The sequence below is a fragment of the Armatimonadota bacterium genome (assembly GCA_023511795.1).
Classification (GTDB): domain Bacteria; phylum Armatimonadota; class UBA5829; order DTJY01; family DTJY01; genus JAIMAU01.
In genome coordinates this window covers 23,373-39,375 of the sequence record JAIMAU010000017.1, presented here as the reverse complement: position 1 = coordinate 39,375, position 16,003 = coordinate 23,373, and the positions used below count along the sequence as shown (strand labels likewise).

General features: G+C 50.7%; 12 protein-coding genes and 1 other RNA gene. 1 reads left to right on the top strand and 12 read right to left on the bottom strand.

Translation table 11 applies throughout. From position 1 onward, the window contains the following. The 10 genes from K6T99_11220 to K6T99_11175 all read right to left on the bottom strand — a co-directional run. A partial coding sequence (locus K6T99_11220) for a DUF1156 domain-containing protein (GenBank protein ID MCL6520391.1) occupies positions 1 to 317 on the bottom strand: 317 nt, incomplete at its 3' end. Further along, positions 310 to 825 carry a TIGR02391 family protein gene (locus K6T99_11215; protein ID MCL6520390.1) on the bottom strand — a complete coding sequence of 172 codons (516 nt, stop codon included), beginning with the start codon at positions 823 to 825 and terminating at the stop codon, positions 310 to 312. The genes K6T99_11220 and K6T99_11215, both read right to left, overlap by 8 nt. 1 nt (position 826) lies before the next feature. Then, positions 827 to 1,138: a hypothetical protein gene (locus tag K6T99_11210; protein ID MCL6520389.1), complete on the bottom strand. Its 312-nt coding sequence runs from the start codon at positions 1,136 to 1,138 to the stop codon at positions 827 to 829. Positions 1,139 to 1,361: 223 nt separating this feature from the next. After that, positions 1,362 to 1,556 carry a hypothetical protein gene (locus tag K6T99_11205; GenBank protein ID MCL6520388.1) on the bottom strand — a complete coding sequence of 65 codons (195 nt, stop codon included), beginning with the start codon at positions 1,554 to 1,556 and terminating at the stop codon, positions 1,362 to 1,364. Positions 1,557 to 1,567: 11 nt separating this feature from the next. Continuing rightward, entirely contained in the window at positions 1,568 to 5,140 is a 3,573-nt protein-coding gene (locus K6T99_11200; GenBank protein ID MCL6520387.1) for a DUF3883 domain-containing protein, read from the bottom strand. A gap of 453 nt (positions 5,141 to 5,593) precedes the next feature. Then, positions 5,594 to 5,944: a transfer-messenger RNA gene (ssrA, locus tag K6T99_11195) on the bottom strand. A gap of 420 nt (positions 5,945 to 6,364) precedes the next feature. Further along, positions 6,365 to 7,846: a Do family serine endopeptidase gene (locus tag K6T99_11190; protein ID MCL6520386.1), complete on the bottom strand. Its 1,482-nt coding sequence runs from the start codon at positions 7,844 to 7,846 to the stop codon at positions 6,365 to 6,367. A 141-nt stretch (positions 7,847 to 7,987) separates the two neighbouring features. Then, a complete protein-coding gene (locus K6T99_11185) occupies positions 7,988 to 8,551 on the bottom strand; it encodes a zf-HC2 domain-containing protein (GenBank protein ID MCL6520385.1) in 564 nt (187 codons plus the stop codon). A 23-nt stretch (positions 8,552 to 8,574) separates the two neighbouring features. After that, on the bottom strand, positions 8,575 to 9,147 hold the full coding sequence (locus K6T99_11180; protein ID MCL6520384.1) for a sigma-70 family RNA polymerase sigma factor: 573 nt from the start codon (positions 9,145 to 9,147) through the stop codon (positions 8,575 to 8,577). 174 nt (positions 9,148 to 9,321) lie between these two features. Then, positions 9,322 to 10,383 carry a hypothetical protein gene (locus tag K6T99_11175; protein ID MCL6520383.1) on the bottom strand — a complete coding sequence of 354 codons (1,062 nt, stop codon included), beginning with the start codon at positions 10,381 to 10,383 and terminating at the stop codon, positions 9,322 to 9,324. Between the two features lie 215 nt (positions 10,384 to 10,598). Here K6T99_11175 and K6T99_11170 point away from each other — a divergent pair, with 215 nt between their 5' ends. Further along, the gene (locus K6T99_11170) at positions 10,599 to 12,560 is read left to right on the top strand and encodes a hypothetical protein (protein MCL6520382.1); all 1,962 of its coding nucleotides are present in this window, start codon (positions 10,599 to 10,601) and stop codon (positions 12,558 to 12,560) included. Between the two features lie 23 nt (positions 12,561 to 12,583). Here the strand turns inward: K6T99_11170 and K6T99_11165 are convergent, their stop codons facing one another. Together K6T99_11165 and K6T99_11160 are read right to left on the bottom strand one after the other, a co-directional pair. Further along, positions 12,584 to 14,527 carry a DUF6067 family protein gene (locus tag K6T99_11165; GenBank protein MCL6520381.1) on the bottom strand — a complete coding sequence of 648 codons (1,944 nt, stop codon included), beginning with the start codon at positions 14,525 to 14,527 and terminating at the stop codon, positions 12,584 to 12,586. A gap of 55 nt (positions 14,528 to 14,582) precedes the next feature. After that, on the bottom strand, positions 14,583 to 15,950 hold the full coding sequence (locus K6T99_11160; GenBank protein ID MCL6520380.1) for a CCA tRNA nucleotidyltransferase: 1,368 nt from the start codon (positions 15,948 to 15,950) through the stop codon (positions 14,583 to 14,585). Positions 15,951 to 16,003 lie beyond the last annotated feature (53 nt).

Sequence of the window (16,003 nt, the reverse complement as noted above, 5' to 3'; positions counted from 1 at the left end):
CCCCAATGCAGTATGCCGCCGACGGTCTCCTCGGTCTCGACATTCTCAATTCGGCCGCTAGGAAGTTTCTTCTGTTTGATGACCTTGACGACCTTGCCGCCGATACGCTCGCAGAGCTTCTTGCGTTCTTCCTCGGTTCCGGGGTCCGGCAGAAGCGTGGCGATAAGCGCCGCCCTACACGCCGCCAGCGGCCGCCTAGCGGGCCAGATATGAAGCGTCGATATATGCCCGTGCCGCACGTTCTTCTCATGCACGGAATTGATAGATGTCTGTTTCAGCGGAAACGCCGATTCGATGAGACGGGGGTTATCAGTCATGTATACTCTTCCTCTTTTTCCTCGCTCGCTTTGCCTGCTTTGCCTTTCGCATAAGATGATTGGCCCAGATTATTAGCTCCAGAGCCTCATCGGGGCTATCCTCGTGCGCATGTTCGTGGGCACGTGGGTTGCGGATACCCGTCATGCACCCGGAGTATATCTCCATATAGCCGAGCTGCTCATTGTAGTTGCTTTTCCCTCGGAACCGACTGATCCTCAGCTCGGGACTTTTCGCGCTGAACACTTTCTTCATTAGGTCGCTTCCATCTTCGGAAGACGCGACCTTCGTTCTGACATAGTTGTTTAGACACTTGTAAGCCTCTAGTACCGCGTTAGCATAGTGTCCATCCATAAAGAGCTTGCGACAGCATTCATTAAGTTCCGATTCGGTGACCAGCAAGTCAAAAAGCTTCTCGGGCTTCGGCTCTTGTTTTCTGCTCGCGACTGGGCAAATACTCTGAATCCGCCTAGCTACTTCCAGCATTCGCTTGACTTCGGATGCATCCATTTCAGCTCCTGCCGTAGAGATGTTTGGCCATACTTGCGAAGATTTGGTCAATTTGCTCCGGCGTAGCGTTTGCGTCGATATGGATCTGCACGTTGATATGTACCGAGGGGTCTGGTGCCACCCGACTTTCGCTGACGATCTGCTCTACCTGAGTCTGAGTCTCAAGGGGCTTTGTAATACCCGGCTCATCGAGCGTTGCGGATACGTCTCTCGTGCTAGCTTCTGTGCTGTCGAACTCTTGGTTATATACGTATTTGCCATCGCTCTCAACAATAAGACCGGCTTTGAGCATTATATCGATCAGGCAGTTCACGCCGGTTTTCGTGTTTTTGCTGCTGGCGATTCTAAGAGTGGACAATACGCGGCCCTGCATATCGGATTTGGACACACCGCCCTGGACATTCACCATGTCCAGTACCTTGCGAGTGTGTTCGCATCCCTGCATGATCTCAGCCCAATTCCGTGACACGTCATCAGGAATCTTGTTGCAGATTGCAAGAGCCAATTGATGACCTCTGTCAGTCAACTTCTTTTTGTTACCACCTTCCAAGACTCCCCACGGCCACAAGGAACCCGTGGTTGGGCGAGATTCGCGTTCTGTGCATTCCCGCACGAGACGCCACATCGTCTAGCGATACAGCCTGCTGCCCGGTGCGCACGTAAGCGTGAAGTATCTTCTCTATCACTTCGTAGCCGCTGTTGGGCAGGTCGAACTTCGCATTCGCTGTCATTGAAATCCTCCTTATTCGTTTTGCGCTGCGTCGAATATCTGGGTTTCGGATATCCTGACGCTTCCTATCATTCTGGCCAGCAGCTTTCCGAAGGGGTCCTGCACGCGCATTAGCCTTGGGAAAGCCGTGGCGCAATCGTAGACAACATAAAGCCAGTAGTCATTTCTAAGGTTACAGGCTTTCGCCCACTCGTTCTCCGATAGCTCGATCTCGCCCATGCGAGCCCGACCCTTGACCTCGATACAAAGCTTGGTTCCATCTGGCCTATGGGAGAGAAGATCGAATCCTGGGTATTCGCACAACCCGGCGGCAACGGCGAGTTCAGCCGTGGATACATCAACGACACGAGCGCCCCGCGATTCCTCGTGGGCCCGGACAAAATCCATTGCGATGCGCTCGATTTCGGCATCGTATTCTTCCAGCTCCTTTGATAAAGGCGTGGGCACAACGAGCGCATGCGCAAGAAACGTGACCTCTCCAGGCGAAATAAGCTCAGGCTCACGGCGGATAATAGCCAAAGTTTCTTCCCGGTGCCGCTCGATGGCCTCCTGGCGTTTTTTGATGGTCGCCAATCGGGCGTGGGCCGCAGGATCACCGTTTGCGAGTTTTTTGTTTACGGCAACCCGAGCGCTTGCAAGCTCGGCGTATTCGTAATCGAACCCGCGCCGGATGAACTCCTCGCGTTCCTTGAGCGACTCCAGAAGAGCCGCGCGCCGCTCTTGGGCAATTCTTCTGGCAACAGATTCGAATAAGTATGCCTTGGCCGCCTCTATCAAATGTGCTGATCCGGCTGCAAGACGGGCAGATGATGGCGTGATTCCATCTGCTCCTTTCAGAAGCAGAAGTTGCTCAACGGGGCATTCGCGGACGTCGCCATTCTCAGTCTGTTTAAGCCCGACCAGCCGATACTCAAGAGTCTGCGTTCCTGAGAATGCTTTCTGACCAGGATCGGCCTTGCGCACAACCGTGACCAGAGCCAGGTGGAAGAGGTAAGGCTCGCCAGCGGTCGGGTCAATGAATACGGCTCCACGCAATGCGTCTTGTGCAAACTTAGCGCAGATGTATTCGCGATAGGCATCGAAGAAGGGCTCTCCAACGTGCAAGAAAACCAAGTTGGAGTCTGATTCGGGCTTGTTAACGGTGAACTTTGTTCTCTCACCATTCGGATATCTATCCAACTCGGGAAGCAATGGGTCAAGGGCTCCAGGCTGCGCTGGCTTGATTGAAAACCCATCGCCGGGGTCACCGTCGATTTTTGCACCAATAAGTGGGATTGAAGTTTCCAGGAATCTGCGCACATAGCCGGGCATTAGTCGGCGATACGTTTCCCGCTCGATTTCTTCTCTAAGTCTGGGAAGCTCGGCCTTTACGTCACCGACACAGCCGTATAGGCTCTTCTCTTCTTCCTGCACGCGCTGAACGCGCTCTTTGGTCAGACGCTCGTCAATCTCACGCACTGCTTTTTCCGCACCGTCTTCCGTGAGAGCTTGCTCGATATACGACTTGATGGAAACTCCCTCGAGCACGCGTCCGACCACATCGAAGACCTTGTCCGCTGACAGCTCTTTGCGAATGCGCTCCAGCTTGTCCAAAAGTACCTTTATGACCCTGCCTTCACGCGTCTTACCGGCCACGATGTTCAGAATGATTACCGGGTCGTGCTTCTGACCATAGCGATGAATCCTGCCCATCCGCTGCTCCAGTCTAGCCGGGTTCCACGGAACATCGTAGTTCACCATCAGCCGGCAGAACTGAAGATTGATACCTTCGCCGGCGGCGTCAGTTGCCACGAGATACGTTGCTCCGCCTTGGTCGGCAGGCTTGCGGAAGAAGTCCACCTGAGCCTGCCTTTCCTGATAATCCATTCCGCCGTGGATTTGGGCTACCTGACCGGTGAAACCAAGACCCTCCAGCCGATTTACCAGATACGTAAGAGTATCTCGATGCTCGGTGAAGATGATCAGCTTCTCGTCTTTGTACTTTGGGTCCTGGATGATCTCCCGCAGCTTGACAAACTTGGATTCGTCGCCCTTGTCTAGGACTTGGTCTGCGAGCCTGATCAAGGACTCCAGCTTGACCGCTTCCGCCTCAAGATCGACGATCGAGCGCGCTATCACTCCACTTATGATGTCATCCTCGGCTGCTTCATTGGCTTCGCGCCCGTCGCTCAGAGCCTCCTCATCGGCGGTTTGATCGTCAAAGATATCCCGCAGACGCTTTGCTCGCGACGCAAGCTGCTTCAGTGTTATCTTGCCGGAGTTGATATCCGAGATGTACTGGGTGACCCTCTCATAGCGTTTCTCCAGAGATCTCTTTAGCGCAAATGTCGAGCTGGCCAATCGGCGCTGGAATACGCTCTTCGCCAACTGCGCCGCCGTGGTGTTCATCACGCTCATAGGAGTGTAGAATGTCTGGATGTATTCGGTCGTTTCGTCGTATAGTTTCTGCTCGCTGATCTCTCCTTGAGTTAGATCGTAACTAAGTGTGTCCGATATTCGCATAGGGTATATCGGTCGACCATCCAGGTAGACCATTTCCTCCTTGGTTCGTCGGAGGAAGTGCTGGGATCTGGCTTCTGGTGGATATGAGTTGAACGCATCGAGTGTTGACAGAGACTCAGGCTCAAGAAGGCGCCAAAGGCAGTAGTATGGGAAATCCTTGCCCATGTGCGGCGTCGCGGTGAGCAGCAACAAATGCTTGGCCTTCCAGGTGAGCCACCACCTCTGGTTGTCGCTGTGTATTCCGGCGAGTGCTTCGGCTACCCTGTACCTGTCCGTCTTTCGAATGTGAAAGTCTGGCTCTCGGTCCGCAGTGAGCTTGTGGGCTTCGTCAAAGATCACTAGGTCATAAGGTTCCACGTCGGGATGCTGAAGGCATCGGAACATCGTCTCACCGGCAAGAGTGTCGATGCTGGCAATGATTCGGTCACTTCCATTTCCGAGAAATGGGTTCGCGCTGCGAGCATCCGCGCCAGTGATGATACGGAACTCCAGGCTGAACAGCGTCTCCAACTCACGTTGCCAGTTCCCTATGAGTCCAGCAGGTGCAACGATAAGAACACGACGTATCAATCGCCGGCTCAGCATCTCACGGATATAGAGACCTGCCATGATTGTCTTGCCTGCGCCAGCATCATCGGCCAACAGGAACCGCAGGCGGGGCTGCCGAAGCATACGCTCGTATACAGCAATACGCTGGTGCGGCAAAGGATCGATGAGCGACATTTCTGCAGCGAAGGTCGGGTTACAGAGGTGAGCATAGCCCAGGCGATGTCCTTCCACAACCGCACGCACGAGGTCCGGGCGCGCCGAGAAATCGGCTGCCAAAGAAGATGGGCGAGTGTCTGCTTTGAGATCAACTAGGTCTGTTTTAGGTTTATCGTCAAGCCCGCCGACGCCGGATCGTTCTAATCGTTCTATGATTTCCCAAACGATAGGTGTGGGCTTAGACTTGCCGTTCTCCCAACGATTGACGGACGCAAACGAAACACCAAGCTTTTGCGCAAACTGGACTTGGGTCAGGCCGCTCCTGCTTCGCAGACTTCGTATTCTTTCCGAGTAGTCATCTGGAACAAGGGTCTTCAATCCCGCATAACTCTCCTGCTATAGTTGTAACCTACTGCCACACGCAGTAATATACTATACCGTGTGACTCATGTCAACAGCTATATATCACAAGTTATACGGACTAGCCCGACCAATCTACCACCCCGAGCGTTACCGAAGACTTATTCGTGGGTAACACCCGCTACTCCAATCGTGCGAGCGCGGAATGGTTGCGAAATGTACCAAACCTGAGATCAAAACCTCCTTTGGACTTAAATGCAAAAGTCCAAAGGCGAAAGAGAAAAAGGCGGCAAAGAGAGAAAACGGGGCCTCGATGTGTTATTTTGGCCCGGAAGCCAGTCCAAAGGCCGGGCTTGTTGAAGACGGCCCGGACATCATCCTTGAGCACGAATTCCACGCGCAGAACGCCGAAAGCGCCGGATCACACGTCACCGGCGCTCTCAGTAGAGAGAATCCTTGTTCAAGTTACATTGGTGGAGGCGCGGGGACTCGAACCCCGGTCCAAGGAACAGCCTACATAAGCTTCTACGAGCGTATCCTGCATTTTGCTCTCGCGCAGTTGACTCCTGCAGGCGGGATTCCCCTGCGCCAGCCCGATTTAACGTCCCCGCAGACTCCCCGGGCAAGGTTCCGCGGGTAATCCGGCATGTGTGACGCCCGAAACCGACCCTGCCGGCTTAGGCCGGGCGGACGCGCCGCCTAATTAGGCAGCGAGAGCGTAAGTGCTATTCGCGTTTGTTTTTTTGCCGCTTTTAACGAGGCCAACGGCACCTCGGCTCGCAACTTATGCTGCTAGGTTCCCTGTCGACACCTATCGCCCCCACGCGTTAACTCGAGGAGGAACGGAAGTGCACTTTTAGAATACATTTGTATTATACCCCGTTTTTGATGCAAAGTCAATAAATTCCTTGCTCGCAAAATACCAAACCAGGTGCGCGAGATTGCATGATTAGCGCTTGACCCGACAAAGCTTGCTTGCTCTGTTTGCAGAATAGCAGAGCCTGCTTTCCCCAAAAATCGGCACCGCGCAGTGCCTTCCTCACGGAATGCGAATTCATTCACTGCTGCAAAAGGCAATAATCCACACCTAAAGCACATGGACCGCTCTCGCCATAATGCCAATTAAAACTGCCAGCGAAAGCTCGCATATTTTCACCTAACCTAATCCGAGCCTTGAAAAAAACAAGGGCAGGAAACGTGTCCTGCCCTCGACTGTCAAGTGCGCTATCGAAGCCAGAATTGCTAGTCTATAGGCACAATCACAAGTCTACTGCGTTTTTCTGTAACGACAATCATCCTGATTTCATCCCCAGATTTCACGCCTTTGACTGCGGCATTGAAGTCTGCCATCGTTCTTATAGGTTTATTGCCAATCTTTGTAATCAAATCGCCAGGCTGAAGCCCGGCCCTTGCCGCTCCGCTATCAGGGCTGACTGAGGTTACTATCACACCCTTTGCATCTTGGCTTAAGTTGTACTTTTGAATGAGTGATGGAGTTACCGCCGCCACGCTGAATCCAAGCTCCGATTCCACCTTTTCTTGCGAAGAAGCAATTGCCTCATCGCGCTCGCCAACCGTTACCTCCAGCGGTATTCGCTGCTTGTTTCGCACAACGACAACCTTGACGCGCTTTCCTGGCGGCGTGCTGGCAACAATCTCGCGAAGGCTTATTTCGTCTGTAATCTTCTTACCGTCAAACTCAACAATGACATCTTCAACCTGAATGCCCGCCGCATCTGCAGGAGTGCCAGCCTCAACTGATGTTACCAATGCACCTTCTTCAACCCCATATCTCTTCTTATCATCCGGCGTTAGGTCGGCAGGCCCAATACCTAGATATCCGCGAACTACCTTGCCGTGTTCTATCAGTCTCTCCATTACAAACTTCGCGGTATTTGATGGAATCGCAAACCCAATGCCAACATTGCCAACACCCAAAGGAGACCGTATCAGCGTGTTTATGCCAATTACCTCGCCGTCTACGTTAACTAATGGGCCGCCGCTGTTTCCAGGGTTGATAGAGGCGTCGGTTTGGATTAAGTTCGGATAGAACCGACTTTCCTGGCCGTCACCTGCTATTTCTTGTCTGCCCACCGCGCTGACCACGCCTATGGTGATTGTCTGCTCAAGTCCAAATGGGCTTCCTACTGCGATTACCCAAGACCCAGGCTTTACTTTGGCGGAATCGCCGAGTTTGGCTGCGGGAAGGTTCTTCGCATCAATTTTAATAATTGCTAAATCGCTTTGAGGATCACGGGTGACTTTGCCTTCGAACTGCCTGCCATCTTTTAGGTGAACCTTAACTTTTTCTGCGCCGCCGACAACGTGGTCGTTAGTTAGGATGTAGCCGTCGCTTCGGACAATGACACCCGAACCATAGCTTTCCATCCGCCGCTTCTCGGGAATTTCAGGCTTCGGTATCTCAAATGGAAGGTTTTTGAAGAATTCGTCATCGAACCAAGGGAACGTCTGTCGCGTCGAAACAGTTCGTATGCTTGTAATGCTAACCACCGAGGGAAGAATCTCATCGGCAATCGAGATGAATCCTTCCTGCATTTGCTTAAGTGCAGCGCGTTGCGCCATCTTTGCTGTCTGCTGGTCAACTGCATAGGCGGTGTTTTGCCCACTAAAGTTCATCGCTAGCGATGCACCGAGCGCGATGCTGAGTGCAATCACGACCAACAAGCTAGCTGGCTTCGATAGGATATATTTCGACCCGTCCATTTATTCTCAACACCTCCATACGTCGACTGACATGCGCGCCGCCGCGTCATTGAGGAAGCGCGGCGGCAGGGTGATTCCTCACGTAATATTAGACGTATCTATCTTCAGATTGGTTTTAGCGCATTTTTGTGATAGCCGCTCTCAATAACTAAAGCTGACGGTCTTCACAGAACTGGCCCCAGACGTATAAGTTGCAGTCAAAAGTGAGAGGGGGTCTCCTTCTACTTCATGGATTGGGAGAACGCGCTTGCCAACTGCCGTTGTCGAGATGGGGATGGTGGTCTTGCCTATATCGGAGTCTGCCATCGCCTGAGCTGAAAGGACGAATTCAGGCGATGATGTATATGGCGACATGGGGGCGCTGATGCGCATCATCAGCAATGCGGCTAGGATTGCCAGCCCTGCGGCGGCGAATCGCACTCGCGCCGGGAAAGGATGCAAATACCTTTTCAATATGCCTAGCCACCGTTCGTGCGCTGGCTGATAGAGGCGGTCAAGTTCACTGCATATTTTCGTTGCGAGGTCTGCCCGAGGGTACTTTGGTTGAAGCCTTCCATACATTCTCTTCAAGCTGAGCAACGACTCATATTCGGCGGTGCATTCTCGGCAGTCGGCAAGATGCTGTCTAATTGCGAGCATCTCGTGACCGCTCAGCTCGCCGTCTACATATGCCGAAACCAGACTTTGAACCTTGTGGCAATTCATATATTATTTCCCTCCTCGAGACCTCAGTCGAGGTAAGATTTAAGCTTGTTCCTCAGAAGTTTTCTACCCCGATGAAGCCGGGATCGAACAGTTCCAATCGAACAGCCCATGACCTCGCTTATCTCTTCATAAGAAAGACCTTCGATATCGGAAAGAATAACGGTGAGCCTGAAATCCTCAGGAATTTGGTTAAGAGCTTTTTGAAGTTCGGCATCCAGCTCGCTAGAAAGAGCCAGAGACTCTGGACCTTCCGCAGTGTCGGGTATCTCTAGCGCAGTCTCTCCCTCTTCCTGCCTTACAGGCTCATCGAGCGACCGGAACTGTGCTTTCGGGCGGCGACGCAGCCAATCTACAAAGATATTGGACATAATGCGATAGAGCCAATTATCAAACGGCATTTCGCGATTGTATCTTTCAAAAAACCGATATGCCTTAAGGAATGTGTCCTGCGTTAGGTCTTCCGCATCGGCATGATTTCCTGTCATTCGGTAGGCGATATTATATGCCTGCTTGTGGTATTTGTGCACAAGCTCGTCAAACGCCTTCCTATCTTCGGCGCGAAATGCCACAGCAGCCGCTTCGCTCAGCTCGACCATGTTTTCTCCTTCACCGTTCACTTATACGGTAATCGCCAGCAAAAGGTTCCTCGCCAATTGGCAAATGCAGCATTTTTATTATATCTAAAAATTGGCACAAACACAAGCAAAGTTTTACGCTCGAAGCATCAAGCAGATTAAAGTCAACCATGGAAACACGTTTGCAGTCAGCCGCTAGCGATTCTTGATTTCCCAACCCATTTCCTTTGGGGTTCTTAGCGTTACTCCGAACCAAAGCTCGTTCCCTGGCTTGTAGGCTTCGATAAGCTCGAAGTTTTCGAAAGCCACGCCGCCTGGTATGAGGGTATTCGTACCGTAATACATCGCCCTGCCGTTCACACGAACCCTGACTCCCGTTTTCGATGAACTAGGATATTTAAGCCAGTATTGGGTGGCAACCTTGCCGCCGTAATACCAGCCGCCAGCGGGTACTGGAACAGCAAGGTTGGTTTCATTTGGAGTGATTGCCACTATCAGCGTACCATCCTTTTCGCGCCTTATTCGCTCCTCTGGGAAATCATCTGTATACACAAAGTCACTCCCCTGATAATCCTTCCAAATATCTCGACTATCCACAACCTCATCCTTCAGCCAAAGCAGCCGACATCTGGTGTAATTACCCATTGTTGCTGTGAGGATACAAGACTCCATTTGAGCGCTGTCTTTGTGGGCGTAGACTTGAAAGCCAACTTCATTTGGGCGGTCTTCTCGAAAAATTACTTTTAAGTATGGATGCGCTCCATTTTCAAATTTCTCGACATGAAGGTAAACAGATAAAGTCTCTATCCGCTTGCCAGCCACTATTACATGGCTAATTTCACCTTGTGGCGTGTCACAGGGGAGCTTTTCGGATGCATCTTGTGAGTCGGAGAACCACATCCTAAGGCCTTGCTGATTGTCCAATTTGCTTCGTTCAAGCTCTGAGAACCCACGTTTGCCACCCACAATGGGTTCGATGGCGATGAAATTGACTATTGAATGCTCGCCAGGGTTAACATACGGCACATGGATTCGGATTAATCCCCTTGGACCATTATGGATAGGGTGAACACTTATCCGGAGGCCATCCTTATGTCCGATAATTGGTTCAGCTGGGCATTCCTTTGACGGCCTAAGCCAAAACCCATCCTCGACCGGCTTTGCAAGTTTTCTCGGCGCAGACCCGTCCACCTGCGCTATTGTTCCGGCAAAAAGCATAAGCAGTGCAACAAAAATGACAAAATTGCAAGATAACATGGGCACACCTTCAAAGCACTTCTTTATCTAAAATTTCTGCATGAAAACAATACACAGTAGTTAGATTATAGCAAACTTCGCGGAGAAAAACCCGCATGATAGGACGCTGAATCCAAACTTGCTTTGGCACCTATTCTTTCTATTAAATACCTCATGAACCTCATGCATCTTTACAATCTCTACAATTCTCCATATCATACTCCTTGACCATGGACATGCCACCAACAAATCGGCCGAATCGAGGAGTTACTAAAAGGTCAATCGCTCTCGCGCTTGTCCTCGCTGCCATCAACGACTACTGGGTGGTACAACTCGAGGCGGTACGCACTTCATACCCCACTTATGCGGCACCGTTCTACAATTGCGTCTTCACTCTCCTAGTACTTACTGTTGTCAATATGCTAATCAAGCGCCGGTGGCCCAATATCGCTCTATCGCGAATGGAAATGCTTACAATTTATATAGTAATTTCCATTACAAGCGGCGTTTGTTCGCACTGCATGATGTCAATCCTCGTTTCAGCCATGGGATATGCATCATTTTTCCAAACGCCTGAGAACAAGTGGGGCGAACTGATAGTGCCCCGGCTCCCAAAATGGCTTTTTGTAAATAATCAAGAAAGCCTAAGAAATTTTTACTACGGCAACTCCTCGCTTTATGACCCAACTAATTTTGTTCCATGGTTGGTGCCTATATTTTGGTGGTCAATTTTTACGGCGGTTCTTATATTCACCATGCTTTGCATTAACTGCATCCTCCGGAAGCAATGGGTTGAAGCAGAGAAGCTCACTTTTCCAATCATTCAGCTTCCCCTGGAGATGACCGACGAGTCCTACTCCCTTTTTAAAAGCAAACACATGTGGATTGGATTTGCTTTCTCAGGTACGCTAACCCTCCTCGCAGGTTTGAACTATCTCTATCCATCCGTCCCCCATATAAGAATAACACGCGTGGACATCGGCAAGTATGTTACCGACCCTCCATGGAATGCGATGGGCTATATCCCAATGGGCTTCTACTTCTGGGCTATCGGGCTGGCGTTTCTTATGCCGCTTGAGCTCTCATTTTCCTGCTGGTTCTTCTATTGGATTGGCAAGCTCGAACTAGTCGGAAGTCGAGTCATCGGCCTACATGAGTTGAGAGTAGCGGCAGGTGGTTTGGACCAGGCATATCCCTTTCTAAACAGCCAGGCATATGGGGCATACCTAGGCTTTCTCATCATGAGCATGTGGGCTAGCCGAAGCTATCTGCGAAGTGTATTCCGCACTGCTTTTCGAGGCACAAAAGAGATTGATGAGTCCAATGAGGCAATTAGTTATAGAACAGCAATACTGGGGGCGATTGGCGGCTTTGTCTTTCTGGGAATCTTTGCCTATTTTACTGGGATGGCCGCATGGGCGATTGTAATCTTCTTCCTGCTCTATTTCGTTTTCTGCATAATCATAAGCCGCATAAGGTCAGAACTGGGGTTTCCTGTACCTGACATGTATCCAATGGGACCCCATTACGTACTTACAACTGCCTTGGGAACGGAAAACATACCAACGCAAACGCTCGTCGGATTCTCTACATTCTCCTGGTTCAACATAAGCTATGCCAGCCATCCTGCACCGCATCAAGCCGAGGCATTTAAGCTCTCTGAACGCACAAATACAGCCGCCCGCAGTATATTTTACGCCATAGTCATCGCAGGTATAGTTGCAATGCCGCTGGGATTTTGGCAGCTCCTTCATACCATATTTCGCAATGGTGGGGCGACGGCAAACATGGATATCTATGTCGTGGAGCACGGCCGCTACGTCTTTGGACCACTTGAGCGCTGGCTAAAACAACCTACCCCGCCAAACAAAGTCGCCATGGCTTTCGTTGGGGTAGGATTCATCGTCTCAATGTGCCTTGGATGGCTGAGGATGCGGTTTTTGGCGTTCCCTTTACATCCGCTTGCTTATGCCCTTGCACCGAGTTGGGGAGTCGCACAGCTTTGGATGCCGCTTCTCATCGGAAGTACAGCCAAATTTATCACATTGAAATTCGGCGGACTAAAAATGTATCGAAAGGCGCTCCCATTCTTCTTTGGCTTAATACTAGGCGAGATTACTATCGGCAGCCTGTGGACCATTCTAGGCATAATGCTCGGGATTCCAACCTATGATTTTTGGCCAGGGAAATACAGATAGGCGCATCTAACCTATAATTAAGGCTACTTCACTTCAATAAGCTTCCAATCCATCCCTTCAAATACAAGCGGAATTGAGAACCCCTCAATCTCAAATGGTTTGCCAGTAATGGCATTGGTCGCCGAGAGCTTCTCCGAGGGAAGCCCGAGAATTTTAGGGTCGACTACCAAGGTAGTGGAAAGCGGTTCGCGCTTGAGATGGCTTACGAATATTAGCGCTCTGCCATCTTTTGCAAATGCACTAGCCCTAACGGACGAATCTGAGCAAAATACACCAGACCCTTTCCAATAGGGCAGCCACTTAGCCGATGGAGCACCAAACCGGTCAAGTGCCCCCCAAATAGGTACAACCTTCCGTAATTGGTTTTTGTTTATCGGACGAACCTCTACTCCATGTAGCCAAGCAATTGCAATTGCTTCGTCAAATGAAAACGGGCGGTTTTCATAGCAGAGAAATTGTGCGTCCAAGCCGTGGGCATATCCCATGAACTCCGTTCGGAATTGGTCGAGCGGTATTTCAACCTTATCATCAGCATTATAAACCTCGAATTGCTCACCATCCCAATAGCTATCACAGAATGAAAGCGTCGGGACCGTTAGGTTGTCAGACATGTGGACGTCGAGAATTGCATTGGGATTGTGCTTACGCACGACATCGGCGATTTGCCGCATAAGGCTCCGAGCAGCAAGAATTGCATAGGTAGCATAAAGATTGCCCTCTGCGTCGCGCCAGCCACAGCCGTGCTTCTCATTCTGGCACCGAAATGCTTCGCTTGTGCCGTCAAAGTAAATGCCGTCTAAATCAAAGGTTGAGAAAAGTTTATCAATACCTGCCACAAGCCATCGGGCCCAGCCGCTCCTCGGACAGCAAGCATCGAAAGTGCGGAACTCGGGTTTGTAGCTGGGAACCCAAGGTATAAGCGGTAAGATGGACCACTCATCATGATGGCCCTGCATTTCTGGCGCATTCCGAGCCAATCCATAGCCAACATATACAAGGAACCTGATTCCTCGCTTATGGCACTCATCAACCAGCTTGCGGAACTGTTCCGGCGAACTGGGAACAAGCTGGCCATAATACGTGGGCCACATGTCATGGTAAATTACGGTCTTAACGCCAGCTCTTTGAAGCAGGTCTAGCGGCATCCTGTCGTCCTTTCTTGGGACTACCCAATCATAGGTGATGCCGTGGAATATGCGCACCTTTGCACGCCAATCAAACGAAACCGGCTTCACAGGAGTTGCTTGTATTCCGAACCTCATATTTATTGGCAAGCTGATGTTCTCAAGGTGGTCTAGCAGGGCGGCTTTAAAAAGCACTGCAGATTCTAAGCTTGCTATGGAAAGCGCGCTTTTTGCATCTTTTAGGTTCCAGCCCTCGTCAGATTCACAGCACCACGCCAGTCCCCTTTCTTCATCGCCAATCCAGACATAAGGCATGAAGCCCCCACACCAATTTCCGCCAAGCTCTGCCAACCCTTGCGATATACCCTGTCCCCAAGTAAAATTCGCAGTGTGCACATATTCCGCCGTCTCCTTACGCCGAGGAATAGACAGAGCTAGAGAAGACAGCCTTGTCGGTTGCTTTGGTACAAGAGTGATGTTATACCAACAAAAGCCATCGCAATCAGCCGTCAAGCGTACTTTAATACTGAATGCCTGCGATTCTCCCTCCCATTCCAAAACTGCCGAGTCGCCATTGTTAGCGACCACCTTGCCCTTGCCAGCAAGCCCATCAAGTGCCGATATTGGGTCTACAATGAGGGTTATAGGACTGGAAAGCAGGTCTTTACCAGCCGATTTTATCTGGGCTGGCAACAACATCGGCCCAAGCCTGATTATCCTGCCGAGACATCTTATTTCTGCCCCAGTAGCCTTAACCGGCTCATATGGCGGCGGGACGGCGGCATGGGATATTTCCGCTGTCATAAGGATTACTGCGCACAGGAGAAAACAAAGCATATCCACTGTTCCTGCCTCTAAGGATAATTGGCTACCAGTTTAGGGCTTGCGGATTGAGGTGTCAAGTTGCACCGGCAGCGAACTTCTCTCGAACCAACTTCTTTGCTGCTTCTTTATCGCCGGGAGAAAGACGGCCTTCGAGCACTTCCTCTAGAAGGAACTGCTTAACTTGCCTCAACTTCGGACCAGGTGGAATGTTGAGAATTTCCATGATTTCCCAACCATTTAATGGACTTTCAATCTTGTGAATTGGAATTTTCAATATAATCTTTTCTATCCTTTGCTCTAGCTCTTCTAATTCCTCAGTCGAAGCATGCGGCCCATAACCTTTCCTATCTGCCTTGCAAAGCGCAATGAGATCAGATATATCGTCGCCCGCCTCGCGCATAAGCCTTTTGACTGCTGAGTCCTTCCACTCACTTCGGTATTCGCCGACCCGCATATGCAATTCAACCAAACGAACTGTGCGCGAGATTTCGCTCTTTGGAAACTTTAGACGATTCAGCACTCGACTAGCAATCTCGGCGCTCTTAACTTCATGGCCGTAAAAATGTATATGCCCCTCGCTGTCTACCGTTTTTGTCCGAGGTTTTCCTGCGTCATGAAAGAGAACAGCCAGCCGCAAGATAAGGTCGGCTTGGCGCGGCAGTGACTCCAATGCGTGAAGGGTATGCTCCCATACGTCATAGACATGGCGGCCGCCCTGGGTAACGCCTTGCATTTCGAGAAGCTCCCAAGCAAACTCCTTGAGAAGACCAGCTTGCTTGAGCATTCGAATGCCTCGCACTTGGTTGTCGCTTAAAAGAATTTTCACAAATTCGTCGCGAATGCGTTCAGCGCTGATGATTGCCAATCTGGGTGCATTTCTCGTAATTGCCTCCCAGGTTTGCGGGTCTATCTCAAATCCTAATCTGACTGCAAACCTAACTGCCCTAAGCATCCTAAGTGGATCGTCAAAGAAGGTAGCATCGGGGTCGGTTGGCGTGCGAATTATTTTCGCTTCGATATCTGCTTTCCCCCGCCCAGTCAAATCGAGAATCTCGCCGGTGTGCAGATTTTTTAGAAGAGTATTTATGGTAAAATCGCGGCGCAGGACATCTTCATAAAGCCCAGCAAATTCGACCTCAGGCTTGCGACTCTCCGGAGTATAAACCTCTCTCCTGGCGCTGACAAGCTCTACCGTATGACCTTTGATTGTCACCATCGCCGTCCCAAAACGCGGGTAGGTTACAGGACGGTGGTCAGCTACTCCCTTCTCGTATAGAAACTTTGCAAGTTCGAGGGCACTGCCTTCAAAGACAATATCGACATCCTCTGTTGGCGGTAAGCCCATAATCTCATCGCGCACACAGCCGCCCACTAGAAATAACTTTCCCTCATAAGGCGTTCCTTTCGTGATTTCTCTTATTGTCTCAATGGCAGGGTTCATGGTTTGTAGCTACTTTACATTTTTGACGTTTGTTTCTTATTATACCTAATTTG